At 42.8% G+C, this 20,765-nt stretch carries 14 protein-coding genes; 5 read left to right on the forward strand and 9 right to left on the reverse strand.

Going from position 1 to position 20,765, the window contains the following annotated elements:
- Positions 1 to 6 precede the first annotated feature (6 nt).
- The 4 genes from BQ7394_RS24475 to BQ7394_RS24490 all read right to left on the reverse strand — a co-directional run bounded on the left by BQ7394_RS24475 (position 7) and on the right by BQ7394_RS24490 (position 7,449).
- Positions 7 to 1,758: a RagB/SusD family nutrient uptake outer membrane protein gene (locus tag BQ7394_RS24475; RefSeq protein ID WP_075559783.1), complete on the reverse strand. Its 1,752-nt coding sequence runs from the start codon at positions 1,756 to 1,758 to the stop codon at positions 7 to 9.
- Positions 1,759 to 1,770: 12 nt separating this feature from the next.
- Positions 1,771 to 5,073: a SusC/RagA family TonB-linked outer membrane protein gene (locus BQ7394_RS24480; RefSeq protein ID WP_075560230.1), complete on the reverse strand. Its 3,303-nt coding sequence runs from the start codon at positions 5,071 to 5,073 to the stop codon at positions 1,771 to 1,773.
- 236 nt (positions 5,074 to 5,309) lie between these two features.
- Positions 5,310 to 6,284, reverse strand: a complete 975-nt coding sequence (locus BQ7394_RS24485; RefSeq protein WP_075559784.1) for a FecR family protein — start codon at positions 6,282 to 6,284, stop codon at positions 5,310 to 5,312.
- Positions 6,285 to 6,933: 649 nt separating this feature from the next.
- A complete protein-coding gene (locus BQ7394_RS24490; RefSeq protein WP_394333720.1) occupies positions 6,934 to 7,449 on the reverse strand; it encodes an RNA polymerase sigma-70 factor in 516 nt (171 codons plus the stop codon).
- 235 nt (positions 7,450 to 7,684) lie between these two features.
- Between BQ7394_RS24490 and BQ7394_RS24495 the strand changes: the two genes are divergently transcribed.
- Entirely contained in the window at positions 7,685 to 9,940 is a 2,256-nt protein-coding gene (locus BQ7394_RS24495) for an inorganic phosphate transporter (RefSeq protein WP_075559786.1), read from the forward strand.
- Positions 9,941 to 10,044: 104 nt separating this feature from the next.
- Here BQ7394_RS24495 and BQ7394_RS24500 read toward each other — a convergent pair whose 3' ends face one another.
- On the reverse strand, positions 10,045 to 10,923 hold the full coding sequence (locus BQ7394_RS24500) for a hypothetical protein (RefSeq protein ID WP_075559787.1): 879 nt from the start codon (positions 10,921 to 10,923) through the stop codon (positions 10,045 to 10,047).
- 199 nt (positions 10,924 to 11,122) lie between these two features.
- Here BQ7394_RS24500 and BQ7394_RS24505 point away from each other — a divergent pair, with 199 nt between their 5' ends.
- From BQ7394_RS24505 to phnW, 3 genes are read left to right on the forward strand one after another with little or no spacing between them, the layout of a single operon-like run.
- The gene (locus tag BQ7394_RS24505; protein ID WP_075560231.1) at positions 11,123 to 12,463 is read left to right on the forward strand and encodes a DUF5690 family protein; all 1,341 of its coding nucleotides are present in this window, start codon (positions 11,123 to 11,125) and stop codon (positions 12,461 to 12,463) included.
- Between the two features lie 50 nt (positions 12,464 to 12,513).
- Positions 12,514 to 13,296, forward strand: coding sequence for a phosphonoacetaldehyde hydrolase (gene phnX / locus BQ7394_RS24510; RefSeq protein WP_075559788.1), 783 nt, complete (start codon positions 12,514 to 12,516; stop codon positions 13,294 to 13,296).
- Between the two features lie 27 nt (positions 13,297 to 13,323).
- Positions 13,324 to 14,415 carry a 2-aminoethylphosphonate--pyruvate transaminase gene (gene phnW / locus BQ7394_RS24515; RefSeq protein WP_075559789.1) on the forward strand — a complete coding sequence of 364 codons (1,092 nt, stop codon included), beginning with the start codon at positions 13,324 to 13,326 and terminating at the stop codon, positions 14,413 to 14,415.
- Here the strand turns inward: phnW and BQ7394_RS24520 are convergent.
- Together BQ7394_RS24520 and BQ7394_RS24525 are read right to left on the reverse strand one after the other, a co-directional pair.
- The gene (locus BQ7394_RS24520) at positions 14,408 to 16,513 is read right to left on the reverse strand and encodes a sensor histidine kinase (RefSeq protein ID WP_087880621.1); all 2,106 of its coding nucleotides are present in this window, start codon (positions 16,511 to 16,513) and stop codon (positions 14,408 to 14,410) included. The genes phnW and BQ7394_RS24520 overlap by 8 nt on opposite strands.
- Complete coding sequence (locus BQ7394_RS24525; protein WP_161951815.1) at positions 16,510 to 18,564, reverse strand: sensor histidine kinase; 2,055 nt, start codon at positions 18,562 to 18,564, stop codon at positions 16,510 to 16,512. The genes BQ7394_RS24520 and BQ7394_RS24525 overlap by 4 nt, the downstream gene beginning before the upstream one ends.
- A 333-nt stretch (positions 18,565 to 18,897) precedes the next feature.
- On the opposite strand from BQ7394_RS24525, the gene BQ7394_RS24530 reads away from it, so the two are divergent.
- A complete protein-coding gene (locus BQ7394_RS24530) occupies positions 18,898 to 19,173 on the forward strand; it encodes an HU family DNA-binding protein (RefSeq protein WP_075559790.1) in 276 nt (91 codons plus the stop codon).
- Here the strand turns inward: BQ7394_RS24530 and BQ7394_RS24535 are convergent, their stop codons facing one another.
- Complete coding sequence (locus BQ7394_RS24535) at positions 19,174 to 19,803, reverse strand: WbqC family protein (protein ID WP_075559791.1); 630 nt, start codon at positions 19,801 to 19,803, stop codon at positions 19,174 to 19,176. It lies immediately after the preceding gene.
- Between the two features lies 1 nt (position 19,804).
- Positions 19,805 to 20,662 carry a signal peptidase I gene (lepB, locus tag BQ7394_RS24540; RefSeq protein WP_075559792.1) on the reverse strand — a complete coding sequence of 286 codons (858 nt, stop codon included), beginning with the start codon at positions 20,660 to 20,662 and terminating at the stop codon, positions 19,805 to 19,807.
- Positions 20,663 to 20,765: the final 103 nt, after the last annotated feature.

The following is a 20,765-nucleotide window of genomic DNA, read 5'->3' on the forward strand; positions in this document are numbered from 1 at the left end:
AAAAAATTAGTATCCCGGATTTTGTACGAGATTCGGGTTTTTATCGATTTCCGACTTCATGATCGGTAACCAATACATCTTTTCATCGAACAGGCGGTCGCCGCCTACGTCGCTTCTTAACGGACTGACTGCATAGGTCTTATGTCCGTCGGGATATTTCTTGATGGTAACGGCATGTACCGTACGCCCCAGGTATTTAGGACCTTCTTTCCAACGGCGTACATCGAAATAGCGATGTTCTTCGAAGGCCAGTTCGATACGGCGTTCATGCTTGATATCCTCCAGTAATTGTGTACATGAAGAGGTGATGTCCGGCATATTTACTCGTTCGCGGATCGTATTTACCGCTTCACGTGCTCCGGCCTCATTGCCTATATGATATAAAGCTTCTGCCAGGTTCAGATATTGTTCACCCAGGCGTAACCAAATCCAGTTCTTTTTGTTGGTGAAATTCCAGGAGTTGCCGACATAGGTTTCGTCGATGAACTTTTTCAGGTTATAACCCGTCATAGAAGTGTTCCAGTTCTCTACTCCGAACTTGGAGTCTTTGCCTCCTGTACCGGCTTCGTTACCACTGGCATCTACATCCCAGTAAGTTTCCAATGTACGTTCTTTAAATGGTGCGCCATCGTACAAAATAGAGGCGTAAAAGCGTGGATCGCGGTTTTCGTAAGGTGCAGCGGCATGTTGAGGATTGTTCCAGTCGAAGTCTGTTCCGTCCTGGAATTCGTAATCGTCGACCAGTTCCTGAAGCGGACAGTTGCCACCCCAACCGCCGAAACCATTCGGGAAATTATATTGTTCGAGACTGGACAGGTTTTCTCCTAAACTACTGGTAGTTCCCATACGGGCAAACAAGACCTCTTTATTGGAAGATGTCGCATCGAGGAATATATTCTGATAGTTTTCAGACAGGTCGGAATAATTATTGAATAATGCATAACCTCCGGCTAAAGCTGCATCGATAGCAGCCTGGGCTGCGTCTGCTGCTTTTTTCCAACGGTCGGGATCAGGTGAGGTATATCCGACTTGCTCCAGTTTTACATTTTCGTTCATTAGCGGGCTGGCAGCATATAATAGAATACGTGATTTGAGAGCCAGGGCGGCAACACTGGTTGCACGTCCGTAATTGTCCCCGCTATAAGAAGCCGGTAGTTCTTCTGCCGCCTGAGTCAGTTCGTCGATCATAAAGTCGACACACTCTTTATAAGTAGCACGTTTGAGAGTCAGGATCTCATCTACATCATTCAGTGTGAAACTTTTGGTGATAAGTGGCATAGCCCCCCAGCGGGTTACCAGGTCATTGTATTCCAATGCGCGGATGAAACGTACTTCACCTTTCAGGCGGTCGCGTACTTCCTCATCAGTGAAGGGTACTTCTTCTATACGTTCAAAAAAGATATTACAATTGGAGATATTAGCCCATTTGGTAGCCCATGCCCGGTTATCCCAGCCCCACCAGGCGCCGTTCATACGTCCGAGGTCGGTTGGGCTTACACGTGCGAAGTTGATTACTTCGCAACCACGCAACCAGGTTAGTTCTGTTTCGTCTACGGCTGAACTCTGCATCGATTCGGTCCATCCGTGTCCAACCTGGTTGTAACGCGAATTAACGAAACCTTCCACCAGGGCCGGGTCGCTCCATAAGTCGTTCTCTGAAATCTCTGTCAATGGTTTTTTATCCAGAATGTCTGTACAGGAAGGGAATAAAGAGGTACAGAATAATCCTGCTATGATATATTTTATATATGTTTTCATAATACTTAGTTATTAAAATGTTACGTTCACGCCGAAATTAAATACCTTAGACTGTGGAGTGTTCCAGGCTGCCCAACCTTGATCGTTATCTTCTGTTTCCGGGTCGATATTCTTAATGCCTGTGATGGTCAGAAGATTGTAACCGCTCAGAGAGAAACGTACGTTACTTAGCGGAGTTTTGTTCAGCAGTTGCCGTGGCAATGTATAAGATAATTCAACACTTTTCAGACGCAGGTAAGATGCGTTATTCAACCAGAATGAGTTACGGAAGTTACCACCGCCTGTTACTGTTGCGTCTCTATTATAAGTACGAGGGTATTTAGCTGCGATGTTATCTTCTGTCCAGCGGTTGTCATAGAAATCTTTTGTGAAGTTTCCGATCGTACCGGCTTCCATAAAGGTATATTGCCAAACCTGTGCAGCTCCCTGGAATAACATATTCAGGCTCCAGTCTTTGTAATTTACGCCTAGGTTGATACCGTACATGATACGGGGTACCGACGGTTTATCCTGACGAACCTTGTCGGAGCCATCTATCACGCCATCGTCGTTTATATCGACGAAGCGTACATCGCCTACACGTGCATTCGACAGGTGAGGATAAGCATCCAGTTCTTCCTGCGTACGGAAAATACCGTCTGCCTGATACATCAGATAACGATCTCCGTTCGTTCCGATCGATAATCCGGTACGACGTTGCCATTCGAGAGTGGTAGACGGTTCATCGATGAAATCGATCTTGCTGCGGTTGTATGTGAAGTTTCCGCTCAGGTTCAGGTGCCAGTCTTTATTCAATTGCTTGGTGTAGCCTAGCATTAATTCCGTACCGATATTAGAGCATTCTCCGATATTTTCGTCCGGCAATGTCAAACCTGCATAATCGGGGATAGCTGCATTACGGGTGGCCAGAATGTTGTTACGTTTCGTTTTGAAGAAGTCCATTTCGAAGTTGAAGTTATTCAGGAACTTCGCCTCGATTCCGATATTGTAAGTGTTGGCAACTTCCCAGGTGATGTTCGGGTTTGCCGTACGATTCAGCCATACACCATTTTGAATGCCGTTACCGAAGATACCGGGGTTGTCGAAAATGTAAGCAGTCATATACTGGAACGGATCTACTTTATCGTTACCCATCTGTCCCCAGGAAGCACGAACCTTGAAATAATCCATCCAGGATATGTTGTTTTTCCAGAAATCTTCTTCAGAGATTCTCCAACCTACCGATACACCTGGGAAGAAACCGAAACGATTGCCGGAAGGGAAGTTTTCAGAACCATCATAGCGCCAGTTGAACTGGAACAGATAACGATCCATCAAACCATAGTCGACACGTCCGAAATAGTTCATGCGGGCTGTCTCGGAAGCGGTACCGTTATTGGTCTGGCTGTTGCTGTCGCCGGCAAATAATTCATCGATAGAGGTTGAGATAAAATCCTGCCTGCGTCCTTCCATCTTGTCGTAACGGCTCTTGTATTGTTCGTATGCTACAAAAACATTCAGGTTGTGGATATCGTTAAATACACGTGCGTAGTTCAACCGGGCATTCAGGGTGATACCTAATGTTTGTGTCATGTTCTGGTTCAGGATATTCGAGCCTTGTTGTACGGCTGTATATTCGTTCGTGGCCTGGTCATAATTATACAGGTCGTACTTATGCTGGAACTGTTTCCAGAAAGTATCGCTACGGTCGATATATGCACCGGCATCGATGGATAAACCTTCTGTGATCCAAGGCAGATCCAGGTGGAGGGTAATGTCACTGTTCAGATATGAATTTTTATCCTTCGTGTATCCCATTGAATTGTCGAGGCCTGTTGCCGGAGCGAAGTTATCCTGTTTGGAAGCGTTATTACCGTAATCGGTTCCCGGCCACCAGATATTGACCATCGGGTTGTATTTGATCATGTAACGCCAGATGTCTTGCGAACCGTAAATAGGTGAGTTACGGTCTTCCTGGCGGAATGCGACGTTCAATCCGATTTTTACATTCTTGTGCGGTGTTATATCCAGGTTTGAACGCAGATTATACTGGTTGTAATTACTTGCACTGTTTTTGTAATAGTTATCCTGATACTGATAACCTAAAGAAGCGTAGAAGTTTACGATTTTGCTGCCACCCGAAATAGACACATTGTGTTGTGTCTGTAATGCCTGGCGTGTCAATAGATCGAATGCATTGATGTTCGGATAATTGATCGGGTCGCTACCATCCCTGAACTTCTGGATCTGTTCGGCTGAATAGGTATTCGGATTGATCTCGTTCAGTAATTCGGCATATTCGGCGGATGAAGCCATTTTCGGAAGAATAGTCGGTGAGCTTATACCTACATTTCCATTGTAGTTAATAGTTACTTTTTCTTCTTTACCGCGTTTGGTGGTTACCAGAATTACACCGTTTGCTGCCCGTGATCCGTAAATGGCAGCCGAAGCATCTTTCAGGATCGTGATGCTTTCGATGTCGTTCGGGTCGATACGGTTGAAACCTCCGGCACGGTCGGCTACTCCGTCTACAACAACCAGGGGAGAAGAATCGCCGGTTGTGCTGGCACCCCTGATCAGTAACTTGGCATCGTCGTAACCCGGCTCACCGCTACGATTGTAGGAAACAAGTCCCGGCATACGTCCGGCCAGTGTGTTTGTGACGTTCGGTGTTGGAACTTTGGCCAGGTCGCTACCGGCTGTCGTAGCCAATGATCCTGTAACAGATACTTTTTTCTGTACACCGTATCCTACGACGACTACTTCATCCAATGCTTCTGTATCTTCTTCCAGTTGTATGTTAAAGGTGGAAGAGCCTTTTACCGGGATGAACTGTGAGTTGTAGCCGATATAACTGATTTGTATAGTCGCATTCTCCGACAATTCCAGTGAGAAATTCCCTTCGAAGTCAGTAACAGTTCCGTTAGAAGTGCCATTTTCTACAACATTAGCTCCGATGATAGGCATACCGGTTTGATCGACAACAGTTCCTGTTATTCTCTTCTTGGATTGTTGTTGTTGCTGCTGAATATTACTTCTTTTGATGATGTTGATATTCCGGTCGTTAATAACATAAGTAAGTCCGGTACCTTTTAGAGCGTTCGAGAGGATTTCCTCTATCGGCTTATTGGATGCTTTCACATTTACGTTGATATTGTTTACCTCTTTATCGACGTAAAAGAACAGAAATTCACTTTGCTTCTCTATTTGTGCGAAAAGATCGGTGAGCGACATTTGATTGGCTTTTACCGACAATTTAGCCGATTGTGAATAGGCTGCCTCTGCAGCTATCACCTGAAGCATAACTGTAAACAACAAAAGGACAGTGATTCTCATAATTGCAAAGATTTTTTTTAAGTCTTTGGAAAGGAAAGACTTGTAATACGAAACATTTTCCATATTTTTGTATTGATTGAAGATTAATAATATGCATTGCCACAATGTTTGGTCGCGGAGTAGTAATGCAATGTTAATTTTGAAAATAGAACCGGTTATACTTTGTATGGCCGGTTTTTTTAGGTTAACTATGTTCTTTCTTTTGTTCCATAGGCATTATTTTTAAGGTTGAAAACTTATTTGATAATATATTTATCGTCTTTCTTTTCCCAACGGAATGGCAGGCTTTTCGAGATCACCGTCAGTATTTCTCCGATATTCTGATTTTCGCTGAAAGTTCCTGAAACAACAATATCCGGATTGGTCAGGCGCTTATTGCTGATGTTGATCTCTACCTGGTATTTCGTTTTTAATTCGGATATAAGTTTTACGAATGGGATCGATTTATATTTCAGCAATCCGGTGGTCCAGGATGTAAATATGTCTGTATCGACCTGCTCTACACTAATATGATTCGAATTCTGGAGGAATGTTAGTTGTTGTCCCGGTTTCAGAATGAGATTTTGTTCCGCCGCATGAAATTGGATGGAACCTTTTATTAAAGTTGCTGTGATTTTATTGGACGATTCTTCCGCCTTGATATTGAAAGTTGTTCCTAAAACAGTAACAGAGGCATTTCCTATTTCTATCTTGAAAGGTTTTATAGAATCCTTTTCTACATCGAAAAAAGCTTCTCCGATAAGTTTGACGGAACGGTTTTCTATTCCATATTCACTGGAATAGGTCAGGCGGCTGTTTTTATTCAAGGTAATTTTTGTTCCATCATCCATTGTCAGGTTGGCGGTACTTTCGCTGGTCAGATATGTGTAGTATTCACAAGGTTGCTTCCGTTCTTTTATTAACCATAGATTTATTGCAAGAGCTACAAATAATGTTATTGCGGCAGCTATCGGGAGCATATATTTTAATGTCTGTCTTTTCTGAGGGTGTTTGGTTTGGTTATTGATTTTTTGTTGTAGTTTGTCTACTGATAAGATAGGGGATATTTCATTCCGGATATTTACATCCGCATTCCAGTAACTTCTCAGTTCACAGAATTCTTTCTGGTTTTTCTCATCTTCATTCAGCCATTGGCTCAGATACAGAATATCTTCTGAAGATGCTTCGTCATTCAGAACTTTAGCAATAATATGATCTGTTTTATTCTCCATGCTATCATTGATTCTATAATTATAGTCGCAGCATGTAAGAAAAACCCCTAGAAAGAGTGCAAAAAATATAAGGGAATAATGAGTTAGAACCGAACCTGTAACCGCAGTTGCATCATGTTAATCCCACATTTTCCTAATGCCGAGATCTGAAGCAGGGTTGTTACGTGTCTTATGAAAAAAGTGTTCCTTTACAGTGTTAACACCGTAAAGGAACGAAAAAAATGGAAAAATCGAAGTGATATTGTAAAGATATTGGTTAGAAACTTAAATTGCATCTTTACTAATAAGACAGAAGATTTATAAATACCCCTACTGGTGAGAAGAAAAAATATGACTTTATGGAAGATATAAAAAACAACGAAAGGGAAAGTCTGGATTTGACTCCAGGCATTTCCCTCTCTTACTTAACCGACCCCCTTATTTCCCAATAAGTTTTCAGAAACAAATGTATACTATTTGCCAGTATGATTTGTTTCATAAACCAATCAATTTTTGCCGACAATCAGGCAAATTTCATTTCAAATTTTGATACATTTCTCTTTGATCGGTAAAGTTACGTATTGCATGTTCTGCTGTTTTGAAATAAGCTACACCACGATACGGGGTGTTTCGCAATACGAGAGTCCGGATGCTTTGTATAAGTTTTTGTTTATTGTTCCGAAGTCAGGGATTCACGTAGTTTTTTTATCGCATTTGCCAGATGCGCTTCGAGTGTTTTTACAGAAATATCCAGTATGGTTGCAACTTCTTTATATTTAAGTTTATCTTCCCGTACCAGTTTAAATGCCATTTTACACTTAGCGGGAAGGGCGTCGATGGCTTTATTTAGTTGGTTGATCCTTTCTTTCGAGATCAAATCGTCTTCCGGGGTTGTTTCTGTGTGGATAAAAAGATCTACTGAAATTTCATTCAACTCTATTTGCTCCATGTGCCTGGAACGATAGTAACTGATGGCTTTATGTCTGGCAATAGAATAAATGTATGCCTCGAAGTTGGTTATCTTTAATAAAGATTTTCTGTTATTCCAGATAACCAAAAAAGTATCGGATACAATTTCTTCAGCATCAGCAGTAGAGGATACATAAAGCTTTGTAAATCGCATCAGCCTTTGAAAATAGACTAGATATAACGATTTAAGTGCTGTCTGCGAATCGGTTAATGCCATCTCACAGATCCATTGTAGTATATCTTCTTTATGATCGTTCAATAGGTGTAAAGTTAACAATTCTATTAATATAGTCGCAGCCGGAAAGAAAAACCCTTAGTGGGATAACTTTATTTTCTTAAGCTTGTTTTAATATTAAGGGCGATTTAACAGTTGTAACATGTTTGTAACATCCGTGTAACACATGTGAAATATTTGTTTCAGACCTTTGTAGTCGAATATGTAACAATCAATTATGGAAACATTCTATCTGTTCCTCGTAATTTTTCTTTTTGTACTGGCGGTATTTGACCTGTCGGTGGGAGTCAGTAATGACGCAGTAAACTTTCTTAATTCTGCAATCGGTTCGAGGGCCGCTTCTTTTAAAGTTATTATGGTAATTGCCGCGATAGGTATATTTGTCGGCGCCTCCTTGTCAAACGGTATGATGGATATTGCCCGGCATGGGATTTATCAACCGCAACATTTCTTTTTCTCCGAGATTATGTGTATCCTGCTGGCCGTTATGCTAACGGATGTCGTGTTATTGGATATATTCAATTCACTGGGGATGCCGACATCCACTACGGTATCATTGGTCTTTGAATTACTGGGAGGAACAGTCGCTATTGCACTGGTTAAGATCGCTCATTCCGACGGAGCTTTACAATTGGGAGACTTGTTGAATACAGATAAAGCATTTACCGTGATCCTGGCTATATTCCTTTCGGTGGCCATTGCTTTTTTCTTCGGATCGGTGGTGCAGTATCTGTCGCGTTTGATCTTTACCTTTAATTATAAGAAACATACGAAATACTTTATTGCATTGTTCGGTGGTCTTGCAGCTACTTCAATCATTTATTTTATGTTGATAAAAGGATTGAAAGAGAGTTCCTTTATGGACGGCGAACTGAAAACACTTATATATAGTAATACCGATAAAGTGGTATGGGGGGCATTTATCTTTTTCACGATCCTGATGCAGGTACTTCACTGGTTGAAGGTGAATGTCTTTAAAGTAATTGTCCTGATGGGTACGTTTGCCCTGGCTTTGGCTTTTGCCGGTAACGACCTCGTGAACTTTATCGGCGTGCCGCTCGTAGGTTATTCCTCTTATATAGATTTGATGGCACAAGGTGGAACCACCACCACGGATACCTTCCTGATGGGATCGTTGTTGGCTCCGGCGCAGACACCCTGGTATTTCCTGGTAGGCTCCGGTTTGGTGATGGTAATAGCATTAGCCACATCCAAGAAGGCTCATAGCGTAGTGAAAACTTCACTGGACCTGTCGCGCCAGTCGGATGGGAATGAGAATTTCGGTACTTCTCCGGTAGCACGAATGTTGGTACGTACCTGCAACAATGCATCCAGTACAATTCTGAGTGTAGTTCCTCCCCGGGTAAAGGATTGGATCGACAGTCGTTTTAATAATGATGAGATTATACTTGAAGATAGAGCAAGTTTCGACCTGGTACGTGCTTCGGTCAATGTGGTTCTTTCGGGTCTGTTGATTGCCCTTGGTACTTCATTGAAGTTGCCGCTTTCCACTACTTATGTCGCTTTCATGGTCGCAATGGGTAGTTCGTTGGCCGACCGTGCCTGGGGACGTGAAAGCGCAGTTTATCGTATCACAGGTGTATTGTCCGTTATCGGTGGATGGTTTATTACTGCCGGTGCTGCGTTTACTATCTGTTTCCTGGTCGCTATGGTTATTTATTTCGGAGGCATTGCAGCGATGGCTGCCATGGTCGGGCTGGCTGTTTATATGTTGATCCGCAGTCAGATGGCTTATAAGAAGAAATTAAAGAAAGAGGCGTTGAAAGAAGAAGTGAATACTACTGTGGCTAAATTGCGCGATACGACAGACAGCCATGAAGCACTCTCTTTGTTCCGCGAACATAGCCGTGATGAATTGACCTCTGTATTAACTTTTGCAGCAGACTCGCTGGATAGATCGGTTCATGGTTTTATGAACGAGAACCTTCGCGAATTGCGCAAAGTATTGAATGAAGTAGAGGAGAAGAAGATCCATCTGAAACAGGTAAAACGTGTCGGAACGTTGGGGGTTACTCACCTGGAACATGATATTGCGGTAGAAAAGGGATTGTATTATTATCAGGGTAACGATTTCGCCAGTGAGATTATATTCAGTATCCGTCGTCTGACAGAACCGAGCAAGGAGCATGTCGACAACAACTTCAGTCCGTTGAGCGATGTGCAGAAAGAAGATTTCGGCAAGATGACGACAAGTATCGTGGCTTACCTCAACCGTTGTGCTTCTATGATCGAAAAGAACGATTATCATCGCCTGGACGATGTGGTGGCCGAATCCGTGGCACTGACTTCCCAGCTTACAGCCCTGAAGAAAGGTGAATTGAAACGTATCCAGGGACAAAGCGGCAGCACGAAGGTCAGCATGGTCTATCTGAATATGGTGCAGGAAGCGCAGAATGTGGTTTCGTTTACTGCTAACCTGATCAAGGTGAGTCGTAAGTTTCAGAAAGAATAATTGGGTGAAACAAAAGTTTCTTGCAGATGGAACAAAAGTTTCTCCTAAGTGAAATAAAAGTTTCTTCCGGGTGAAACTAATTTTAGATGAAGAGAAGATACCGGCTAAAGTGCCAGCATCTTCTTTTCTTTTATGAGGTCGCTTTCATCCATACGGAGGGAAGGGACTGTGCACATTTTTATGTAATCGCCTGTCTGGCATGTGTAGTCGTAATAGGTTTGTTGTTCAGGCGTGAAATCCTCTTTGGCGACCAGACAGCCTTTCATCGTCAGAAAATCTTCGGTGGATGTGCTTTCCGATTCTTTTATCAGGACGATGCGGCGAGCTACCGGATTCCGGTTATAATCCAGTCCGAGGTATAATCCGCGTAATTGTCCGGGATTCCTGAACATGGGGATTTGCAGGTAAACGGTGACCAGAATCAACGGCGGAACGGGGCTTTCGCTGAACAGGCAGTAAAAGTTCTGCGGATCGCCATTTACACCGATTCCCCATTGTACTTCCCCGTATGCATTGAGCCGGCCTATGCGGATATACTCTTTATCTTCGGATAGCGCGATGATGAACGGCTCACATTTTAAACAATCGGAAGAAGAAGACAGGCTATAACTATTGTACAGTCCACATATATTGGATAATCTCCGTGCGGAAAGCGATAGTTCTTCATTCAACGACTCGATAAAGGAATTTCCCTTTTGTGTCTGTTGCTGGTTCGGTTCCAACTCATCCAGGCGGATCAGGGTTTCTTCCAACCCGGTAAGCAAACGTCTTTTAGATACATTATTGACTAGTGATAGTGCCTGGTCGAGTGCTTCGTTCTGCGGCATTGTCTTAGCTGCATCGAAATAGGCCGGTAAGACGGTTGTGTAAAGTGACGAGAGTACGCTGGGAGCCATGCCGACCCAATCGGCTATTTCTTTCATTTTTACGCCGCTGTTCCTTAGATATTCAATCCGTTTATAGAGTTCCGAAAAGTCGTTCATATTTATATTGTCATCTGTTATTTTCTACAAAATAACGTCTTGTGTGTTGCGTTCCCGTTACATGAATGTTACATAAATGTTTCTTTATAATTTATTGATATTCCATTATATATTAATAATATAGATTCATGTATTCAGTAATACTCCTGTAATATCGGAGGGATACTTTTGCTGCCGAAAACAAAATGACAGCATGAATATGAACTACTTTTTGCAGATAAACGAAACTACCCGGAAGCGTCTTTCCGATTTCCTGTTCATCCTTTGGGCCGGAGGAGCCGCTTTATTATCCTATTCACTGGTTTATGCACTTCGCAAACCTTTTACTGCGGCCTCTTTTGAGAATGCGGAGTTTTTCGATATGGATTACAAGGTAGTGGTGACGATCTCCCAGATACTGGGTTATGTGATCTCCAAGTTTATCGGTATCAAGTTGATCTCCGAGTTGAAACCGGAAGAACGTTTCAAGTTTATCCTGACTTCTGTTTTATTGGCTGAGGCTTCTCTGATCCTGTTCGGCTTACTTTCTACTCCGTTTAATGTGGCGGCCATGTTCCTCAACGGTTTGTCGCTGGGTTGTATGTGGGGAGTGATATTCAGTTTTATTGAAGGACGGCGGGTGACGGATATCCTGGCAAGCCTGTTGGGAGTCAGTATGGTTATCAGTTCCGGCACGGCCAAGTCTGTCGGATTGTATGTCATGACTCATTTTCAGGTGAGTGAATTCTGGATGCCGGCATTGATCGGTACGGTGGCGCTTCCCCTTCTGTTGTTGCTCGGCTGGGCATTAAACAAGCTACCGGAACCGAACAAAGAAGATATAGCGATGAAGTCTGAGCGCGAAACTCTCAACGGTAAACAGCGCTGGGAACTGTTCAAAAGTTTTATGCCATTTCTGAGTATGCTTTTTGTGGCTAATATCGCGATTGTTGTTTTGCGTGATATAAAGGAAGACTTTCTGGTGAATATCATCGATGTAACGGCCTATTCTCCCTGGCTTTTCGCCCAGATCGACAGTGTGGTGACTTTGATTATCCTAGGAATATTTGGTCTGATGGTGTTGGTGAAAGATAACCTGAAGGCTCTCTCGGTATTGTTCGGTTTGATTATAACGGGAATGATCGTGATGACAGTCGTCTCTTTCGGGCAGCAGCAGTTGCAGCTTTCGCCTGTCGTATGGCTGTTTATCCAGAGTCTGTGCCTGTATATTGCCTACCTGACCTTCCAGACTATTTTTTTCGATCGGTTCATCGCCTGTTTCAGGATTCGTGGCAATGTCGGTTTCTTTATTGTGACGACAGATTTCCTCGGATATACCGGAACGGTATTGGTGCTTGTCCTGAAAGAATTCTGTAACCCCGATATCGACTGGGCTGTGTTTTATAACCGGTTGGCGGGTTATGTAGGTATCTTTTGCTGTGTCACATTTGTCTGTTCCTTCGTATATTTGCACCAGCGTTTCCGGAAGGAAACAGGTGTGACAGCCGCCCGGGAAGAGACGATAGAAGCTACTCCGCAGAATGCCATCACTGTTGCCTGACAGAGATAGACTAGTAGTAATATAATAATGTAAATAATATATAAGTAGTTATGAAGAAGATTTCGTGTGTTATTATGGACTGGGCCGGAACGGCTGTCGATTTCGGATGTTTCGCCCCGTTGAACGCCTTCCTGAAGGTGTTTTCCGAAGAAAAAGGAATAGATATTACCTATCGTCAGGCACGTGAGCCGATGGGACTTCTTAAGATCGATCATATCAAAGCTATTTTGAATATGCCGGAGGTGAACGATAAATTCCGTGCACGTTATGGCCGCGACTGGAATATGGATGATGTGAATGAGATGTACCAGAGCTTCGAAAAGCACCTGTTTGCTTCGCTAACGAACTTCACGACCCCTATACCAGGCGTATTGGATACGATAAAAGAATTGCGTGAAAACGGTGTAAAGATCGGTTCGACTACCGGTTATACGCAAGCAATGATGGACGTTGTACGTCCCGGTGCCGCAGCCAAAGGTTATGTGGTAGATAATTTGGTCACACCCGACAATCTTCCTGCCGGTCGTCCTGCTCCTTATATGATCTATAAGAATATGATCGACCTTGCTATCCCTTCTGTCGATAATGTCGTTAAAGTGGGGGATACGATCGCCGACATCAAGGAAGGTGTCAATGCCAAGGTATGGAGTATCGGTGTCATCACCGGAAGTAATGAGATGGGGATTACGGAAGAAGAGTATAACCATCGTACCCCCGATGAACTGGCTGCGCTGAAACACGAAGTTCGCGAACGGATGATGGCTGCCGGTGCCCATTTCGTACTCGATAATATCACCGAACTTCCGGCTTGCATAGAGAAAATTAACCGATAAGACAAAGACATAATATATTTACTGAAAATGAGAAACTATCTATTATTGACACCCGGCCCGTTGAGTACTTCACAAACCGTACGCGAAGCCATGTTGCAGGATTGGTGTACCTGGGATAAAGATTACAACGAAGGAATTGTAACCCCGATCCGTAAAGGCCTGTTGGCTATCGCCGGACTGGATGAGAACGAATATACCACTGTGCTGTTGCAGGGAAGCGGAACGTATTGTGTGGAAGCAACCATTGGAGCGGCAGTGAAACCCACCGATAAATTACTTATCCTGGCCAACGGTGCTTATGGTAAACGTATGGCGCAGATTGCCGAGTATTATCATATCGACCATGTATTGGTCTCTCTGCACGAAACGGAACTGATAACGGGCGAAGTAGCCCGCCGTGCATTAGAAGAAAATCCTGGTATTACTCATCTGTCGATGGTACATAGCGAAACGACTACCGGTTTATTGAATCCGATCGAAGAAGTTGCAGAAGTGATTCGTGGTAAGGGTATTACATTTATTGTAGATGCCATGAGTAGCTTCGGCGGCGTTCCTATCGATATGAAGAAACTGGATATCGACTTCCTGGTGAGCAGTGCCAATAAGTGTATCCAGGGTGTTCCCGGCTTTGGCTTTATCATTGCAAAGAAAGAGAAACTGATGGCTTGCAAAGGAGTGGCCCGTTCGCTTTCTCTCGATATTTATGCACAATGGGAAGCGATGGAGAAAGGTGGCGGCAAATGGCGTTTTACCTCTCCTACACATGTGGTTCATGCTTTCTTTCAGGCTATGAAAGAACTGAATGAAGAAGGAGGCATTGCAGCCCGTTATGAACGCTACAAGAAAAATCACCGTACTTTGGTGGAAGGCATGCGTGCTCTGGGATTTAAGACTTTATTACCAGATGCCTCACAAGGCCCTATCATTACCTCTTTCCTGTATCCCCATGCCGATTTCGACTTTCAGGCATTCTATGAATCCTTGAAACAGAAAGGTTTTGTTATCTATCCCGGAAAGATTTCGGATGCCGACACCTTCCGTATCGGTAATATCGGGGATGTTTTCCCTCAGGATATGGAGAAATTACTGGAAGCGATCAGGTTGACGCCGATCAGCTAACAGGATCGTCTGTTTCACAAGGATGAATAAAAACAAAGCGTGCGCCGGAAGTATAGGAAGTATCCAGAAATATATTATCCGGCCCGCTTAAGTGTTCGGCAATGTAGCTGCATATAGATAGTCCCAGCCCTGTTCCTGATTTGTAATCGTCTAATTTTTCAAAGCGTTTGAATATCTCAGCCTGTTTTTCCGGTGGAACCCCTGTTCCGGTATCGGTCACTGCTATACGCACGTGCTTCCTGTCGTCTTCCAGTGTGTAGGCGAGGTTGATTTCTCCCTTTTCGGTAAACTTAATCGCATTAGTCAGGAAGTTTGTAACTAGTTGTTGCAGGCGCATGGCATCCGTATTGACCAGGATGCGTTCCGGAGCCGGAGTAAATGTCAGTGCCACTCCTTCACGAACACCTTGACGGATACTGTCGAGTGCTTTTCGGCAACAATCTTCCAACGATATTATCTGTAGGTGGAAACTCATATCTCCTGTTTTCATTTTCGATAAATCGAGTACGTCGTTTATCAAGGTCAGCATCAGATCCGTATTATTTTGGATAATAGCCGAATATTCCTTTTTTTCTTTGGGGTCGGTCGTTTCATCTATTAACAATTCAGAGAAACCGGCAATAGCGTTTAGAGGTGTACGTATTTCATGGCTCATATCGGCGATGAATGAACTTTTCATGTGGCTGGCTTCGTCGGCACGCATTGTCTCGAGTATCAGTTTCTCTTTTGATTTCAACAATGTGTTTTTTTCTTTCAGCAAGTCGTTCTTTAAACGCTGTGTCCGGCGGATGTAAATATATAAGATGTATAGGATTGCTATTAATATGATAATCAGTAAAATGAAGAATAATAACTGAAATTGTTTTTGCGTAATCTGCTTCTGTGTGTTCTTCATTTTATCTTTCAGCGTGAGCTCATAATTCTTATCATGTAATGTGCGCAACTCGTTTATCTGACGAAGGAACATTTCATCATTCCTTTTGGAATTATATGTATTTATTTCATCGTAGAGTGCCAGTATTTCATCCTGTTTACCTTGTTTTTTCAGGATATCGGCTTTCAGTTGTAATACTTCCGGCAAACGTTCTTCTTTCAACAGTTCATCGATATGGGATAAGGCTGATGAAAGATCGCCGGTTTGGGCATAGTAGCGGGATTTTACAGCCTGATATACTCTGCCGGCATAATCTCCTTCAACGAACTCGCTCCCTTCAAAACGGGTAGCCATGTCAATCGCTTCTTTGGCTTTATCCATTTTATTCTCTTGCAGATACAGGTCGGTATAAAAAGAATAGAGTAGCCAGTATTCGCGATTGACGACATACAAACTGTCTTGTGTGCGATTCAATTCATCTAAGCGGTCAATCAGTTTTTTATATGCTGTGAGCATTCTGGTCGTTTCTTCATGCATGTCGGTTCGCAGGCTCGATTCTATCTGATAAGAGAGCAGGCGTAATTCGGTTTCTTCATCTCCTCCTAGTTGCTTTAAGCGATTAAGCCCTTCCTGAAAAGCCATAACGGCATCGCTGTCCCGGCGGATAGCCTGATAAATCTGTCCGAGGCATTCTGAAGAGCGCATTAGCCCATAATTTTGTTTTTTGTCTACAGCCAGCTGATAGAGATCGTTTATATTGTTCATTGCTTTCTCATAGTGGCCTGTCCATAGCAAATCCTGACAATATAACGATTTGGTCCTGAATAACACGTTAGGATATTCGTTGCGTTTTTGGGTGATGGAGTCGATCACCCGTGTCCAATAGGCTAAACTGTCGCTTCCGTTTTTTGAATTGTAATAATAAACGGATATCTCGGATAAAGCGTCATAGACGGCCTGGATGGAGTCGATCTTCTCTGCTTCCTGCAATTGCTTTTTCAGATAGATGATTTGCTCCGGTTTTTGCTCATGTAGTTTGGCAAGACGGGATAAGACCGGAATTGACTTTTGCGGACACGGATTTTCCGACAAAATATATTTAAGGCTGTCGATCTCAGCATTGTGTTGTTTAATTGCCGGAACCGATATCGGAAAGAGTAATATGAACACTCCTATTTTCCATATTGGGAAGTCATATTTTAAGGAGGAAAACCGCATCTTCATACTTGTTGTTTGTTAGTAAGTTCAACCGGATGGACAAAAACGAAACGGGCGCCTTTGGTGTAAGTAGGGTCTATAAATAGATTTCCTTTCAGTAGTTGGGAGATCCGTTGGCAGATAGCCAGTCCAAGGCCTGCTCCCTGAACAAATTCATTTATCTTTTCAAACCGATCGAAGATATGTACTTGCTTTTCAATCGGTATCCCACATCCGGTATCTGTTACCGACAACCGGACTTGACGATTATCTTCCTCTATTTCGAATGTGAGGGTGATTTCTCCCTCCTGAGTGAATTTGAATGCATTTCCTAATAGATTTTTTAGGACTTGTTTGAAACGATGTTTGTCTGTTTCTATAATATATTGCCCGACAGGCGGAGTAAATATGAGTTTCACTCCGGAAGGTACCAGATGCTTTGTTTCTTCTATAACTTCCCGGCAACAGGCTATTGCATCATAAGTACTTATGTTGGGTTTGAGTCTGCCGGCTTCCAGAAGGGAAAGATCGAGTATGTTGTTTACTATATTCATCAACAACTCGAAGTTACTTTTGATTAAGCCGGCAAATCCCTTCTTTTCTTCTTCCGAATAAAAATCATCATCTTCACTTAATAAGAGGGAGAAACCGACAATTGCGTTTAACGGAGTACGTATTTCATGGCTGACCTTTGCGATAAAGGCTGTCTTATGGCGATTTGCCTCTTCTGCATTCTCTTTGGCTATCCGTAGTTGTTTCTCTAACTTTACTAATGAATCTTTTTCACGTTGTAAGGCATTTTTCAATTTGTTGGAATGCAGAGAATAGCAGACCAGTAAAGTGATGAGTATCAGTAATAAGAGAGAGATTCCCATCCCCATCTTTACTAGTTGTTGTTTTATTATCAGTTTATCATTCTGGCGTTGTAACTCCAACGTTTGTTGTTTCTGATCATTCAGGTCGTTTAACAGGCGAAGTTGGTCGATCTGGCGGTTAAAAGCGTCATTTCTAATCTGAGTATCCAAAGAAAACAAATTCTCGTATGTTGCTATGGCTTTTGTTTTTTGCCCGTCGGCCCGCAAGATATCTATTTTTAGTTTCAGGTAATTGGGTTGAACTTCGACAGCTAATCCTTGATCGATTGCTTTGAGTGCGCTTTTGTAATCTTTACTTTTAAAACAATACAAGGCTTTTATGCGGTAATATGGGTATTTCATATTTTCTACTGTTGAGTTAGCTGCATATTTATCCGCTTTTTCGATATACTTTCCGGCTTTATCGAGTTGCCCCATTTTCATGTATAGTTCAGCATAATAACTGTTGACCAGCCAAAGGTGCCATACTGACCGATAAGGAATCCCTCTGGCTTTATACAGTTTACTTACTGTCTGATACAAATCGCTGTAACTGTCCAGAAGTTGTTTGGATTCTATAAGTAAATTTTCGTCCAGAAATGACGGGAGCATTTCTGATATGTACTGTATTTCATAAGTAGGATTATTCTTCAGCAGATGTAAATATTCCAGTCCTTCCCGGTATGCAATTACTGCATCTTTGTTGCGGCCTATCGCTTGATAAGCAAATCCTATACTTTGTTTTGCCATCATCAGGCCATAATTATCCTGTGCTTTTTTGGCATCGTTCAATAGCTTGAAAGCCTCGCTGATAGCTAGCTCATAGTTTAATATTCCCTGATAATACTTACATAATAGAATTCTGGCCTGGAAATAGACCGGTGGTGTTACTGCATGTTGTCGACAGAGAGAATCTAATTGATTTTTTACGAAGATCAGGCTATCCAATTGAGAATCGTTATAATAGTAACGGCATAATGCGGAATATCCTTCGTAAGCATAGTTTAAAGAATCAAGTTGCAGAGATAAGTCGATCAGTTCTTTCAGGTAAGAGACCTCTTCCGGTTTCTGCCAGAAGAGTTTGGATAAGTGGATCAATACAGGCAGTTTTTCGGATGGCTCAATTGTATTTAGCAGGACATTAGACAAGCTATCTATCTGGTTGCGGTGTGTTTCCGCCCGAAGGTAAACACCAGAGAATAGTTCTGCTATTATTATTAACAATATTGTTGAGATCCTTTTTATCATAAACTGTCACTGAAGATGAATTCCTAGCCGTCTTGAAAAACAATATTACAAAGATAGTGTTTTTAATGGAAAAGGGCTGTTTACGATGCTAAAAGCGTTAATTTAGACCGGGTTCGGGCGTTTTTCTATTGTATCTTGCTGAGTAAGATTGCTTTTTATGGCTTGGCTGAAAAAATAAATATATAAAACGATGTATACCTAATATTTTTTGATTACGTTTGTATCCATTAATATTCAACTAATCCTGGTTTTTTTCACCAAAGAAATAGTTTTCTTAAAAAAAGGTTGTACTTTAATTTATAAAAGCAAATGAAACGATCAGATTTAATTGCTGCCATAGCTGCAGAAAGTGGTTGTAACAAGAAAGATGTTAACGCTATGTTGGATGCCTTTTGTTCAGTAGCCACTGAAGCTCTTCGCCAGAGAGATCCGATAGTGTTGAAGGGCTTTGGAACTCTTTCTCCAAGAGAACAAAGTAGCCGTCCGGCACGTAATCCGAAAACAGGTGAAGTGGTTGTAATACCAAAACGTCTGAGTGTGAAATTCAGCGTTGGTAAGTTCCTGTTTGAAGACTTGAACAAGTAATTACTGTGGATGGCGGATGGAATCGCGTAAGATCAGAATTCCTTCCGGTCCCATATTGAAAAGTAAGTCTACGATACTTAAGTTGGGGAGGAATCCGAATTTATCCCGGAATACCTGGTAATAGGGTTTCGGGAGAAAGGCGGGATCTTCCCCTTCGTGTTTCGGACGGATGATCTCACGATAATCGTTAGGCACTTCCGGGCTGTATTCTTCCGTATATATAATATCTGCCTGCAGATCCAACAGGCGGCAAACCAATTCCCTTAATTCCTCATTAAAGTCGAAGAGGTATTCAAATTTCTTTTCGTAGAACGGAGCAAAATCTTCTTCATAATATTCAAAGAACGGGCTCATATTATAGGCCGATACCAATGCGTTCCAGTGCAGATGGCGCCAGTTGCCGTGATCGGATATACGAATATCCTTCGTGAGGCATTTCAATGTATCGGGCTTAACGATTGGGACGGACAATGATAAAGGCCCGTTGGCTGCAGCTATCGTACACCGATTACGATACGTTTGCTTCAGATAGTTTTCGCCCGTTTCGATCCGGACTTCTTTGAATTGGAGGAGCTTACAATATTGTTGTACGGGGCCCAGATAGGCCGAAGAAATATATACTGGTTGCATGTTAGTTTATAGGTTTAAAAATTCGTTGCCGGTCTTTGCTGTACCAGCAGAGCCATGCGTTTCCTATGATATGGTCACGGGGAATAAATCCGAGATGACGGGAGTCCACTGCTTCATTGGCATTGTCTGAAAGCATCCAGTAATAATCCTGATCGAAGAAGAAGAAAGCGGCTTCACGTCCGTCGAGGAATAGTTTACCATCACGAAAAACAGCTTTTTCACCGGCTTCTGTCTGGATCGCTTCGCGGCAGGCGGTGAGAGCGGCGTCATCCAGGCGGTGAGCTCTTCCTTTTTGCGGAACGATCAGTTCGTAGCTTTCCATCGGCTTCTTAAGGAAACGAACACTTGCATTTTCCGACAATTCTTCACGTAACTGATATTCTTCGAAAGAGGTCAGACTGAAGGAAATACCGAATGGCTCTTCTTTCAGGTTTCTGAGTGGAATATTTAGTTTTTTCAGTGTAGTCAGAACTTCATCCATTGCCTCCTGCGTTACGATATACGTATTGAGTGATCGGGGAGAATGGGGTATCAGCTTCCCGTTTACCCGGTATCCGTCATTACTGATCCGGATCGTATCACCGGGCATTCCGATGCAACGGCTGAGGAATAACGGTTTCAATACCGTGTCTTTTAGCAATGGACTGCAGAACAACGCTACCCGGTTACGTCCCGGATTATCTTTTAGGGGAAGTTTATTGACAAGGATATAATCTCCTTTGTGCAAAGCCACTTCCATCGAGTCGGTGGATACATGGAAAGATTCCATGCAGAAATGCCGGACTGCCATTACGATCCCCACCAGCAACACAATTGTTGCCAGCCATCCCATTACAGATATGAAGGAACGTTTTGCCATAGATCCGATTCTTTTGTTCTTGTCTGTTTGCGCAGGCACCGCATCTTACCAAGTGCGATCGATGCGCACGGTAATGCGCGACAACCACACGCGGTAAGGTGCG

This window comes from Parabacteroides timonensis, from assembly GCF_900128505.1.
GTDB lineage: Bacteria > Bacteroidota > Bacteroidia > Bacteroidales > Tannerellaceae > Parabacteroides > Parabacteroides timonensis.

What these genes read in the sequence shown, in the direction of transcription:
- BQ7394_RS24530 (WP_075559790.1), top strand. Translation starts at nt 18,898, where the DNA reads ATGAAACGATCAGATTTAATTGCTGCCATAGCTGCAGAAAGTGGTTGT.
- BQ7394_RS24495 (WP_075559786.1), top strand. Translation starts at nt 7,685, where the DNA reads ATGGAAACATTCTATCTGTTCCTCGTAATTTTTCTTTTTGTACTGGCG.
- BQ7394_RS24505 (WP_075560231.1), top strand. Translation starts at nt 11,123, where the DNA reads ATGAACTACTTTTTGCAGATAAACGAAACTACCCGGAAGCGTCTTTCC.
- BQ7394_RS24490 (WP_394333720.1), bottom strand. Translation starts at nt 7,449, where the DNA reads ATGGCATTAACCGATTCGCAGACAGCACTTAAATCGTTATATCTAGTC.
- BQ7394_RS24535 (WP_075559791.1), bottom strand. Translation starts at nt 19,803, where the DNA reads ATGCAACCAGTATATATTTCTTCGGCCTATCTGGGCCCCGTACAACAA.
- BQ7394_RS24475 (WP_075559783.1), bottom strand. Translation starts at nt 1,758, where the DNA reads ATGAAAACATATATAAAATATATCATAGCAGGATTATTCTGTACCTCT.
- phnW (WP_075559789.1), top strand. Translation starts at nt 13,324, where the DNA reads ATGAGAAACTATCTATTATTGACACCCGGCCCGTTGAGTACTTCACAA.
- BQ7394_RS24500 (WP_075559787.1), bottom strand. Translation starts at nt 10,923, where the DNA reads ATGAACGACTTTTCGGAACTCTATAAACGGATTGAATATCTAAGGAAC.
- lepB (WP_075559792.1), bottom strand. Translation starts at nt 20,662, where the DNA reads ATGGCAAAACGTTCCTTCATATCTGTAATGGGATGGCTGGCAACAATT.
- BQ7394_RS24480 (WP_075560230.1), bottom strand. Translation starts at nt 5,073, where the DNA reads ATGAGAATCACTGTCCTTTTGTTGTTTACAGTTATGCTTCAGGTGATA.
- BQ7394_RS24520 (WP_087880621.1), bottom strand. Translation starts at nt 16,513, where the DNA reads ATGAAGATGCGGTTTTCCTCCTTAAAATATGACTTCCCAATATGGAAA.
- phnX (WP_075559788.1), top strand. Translation starts at nt 12,514, where the DNA reads ATGAAGAAGATTTCGTGTGTTATTATGGACTGGGCCGGAACGGCTGTC.
- BQ7394_RS24485 (WP_075559784.1), bottom strand. Translation starts at nt 6,284, where the DNA reads ATGGAGAATAAAACAGATCATATTATTGCTAAAGTTCTGAATGACGAA.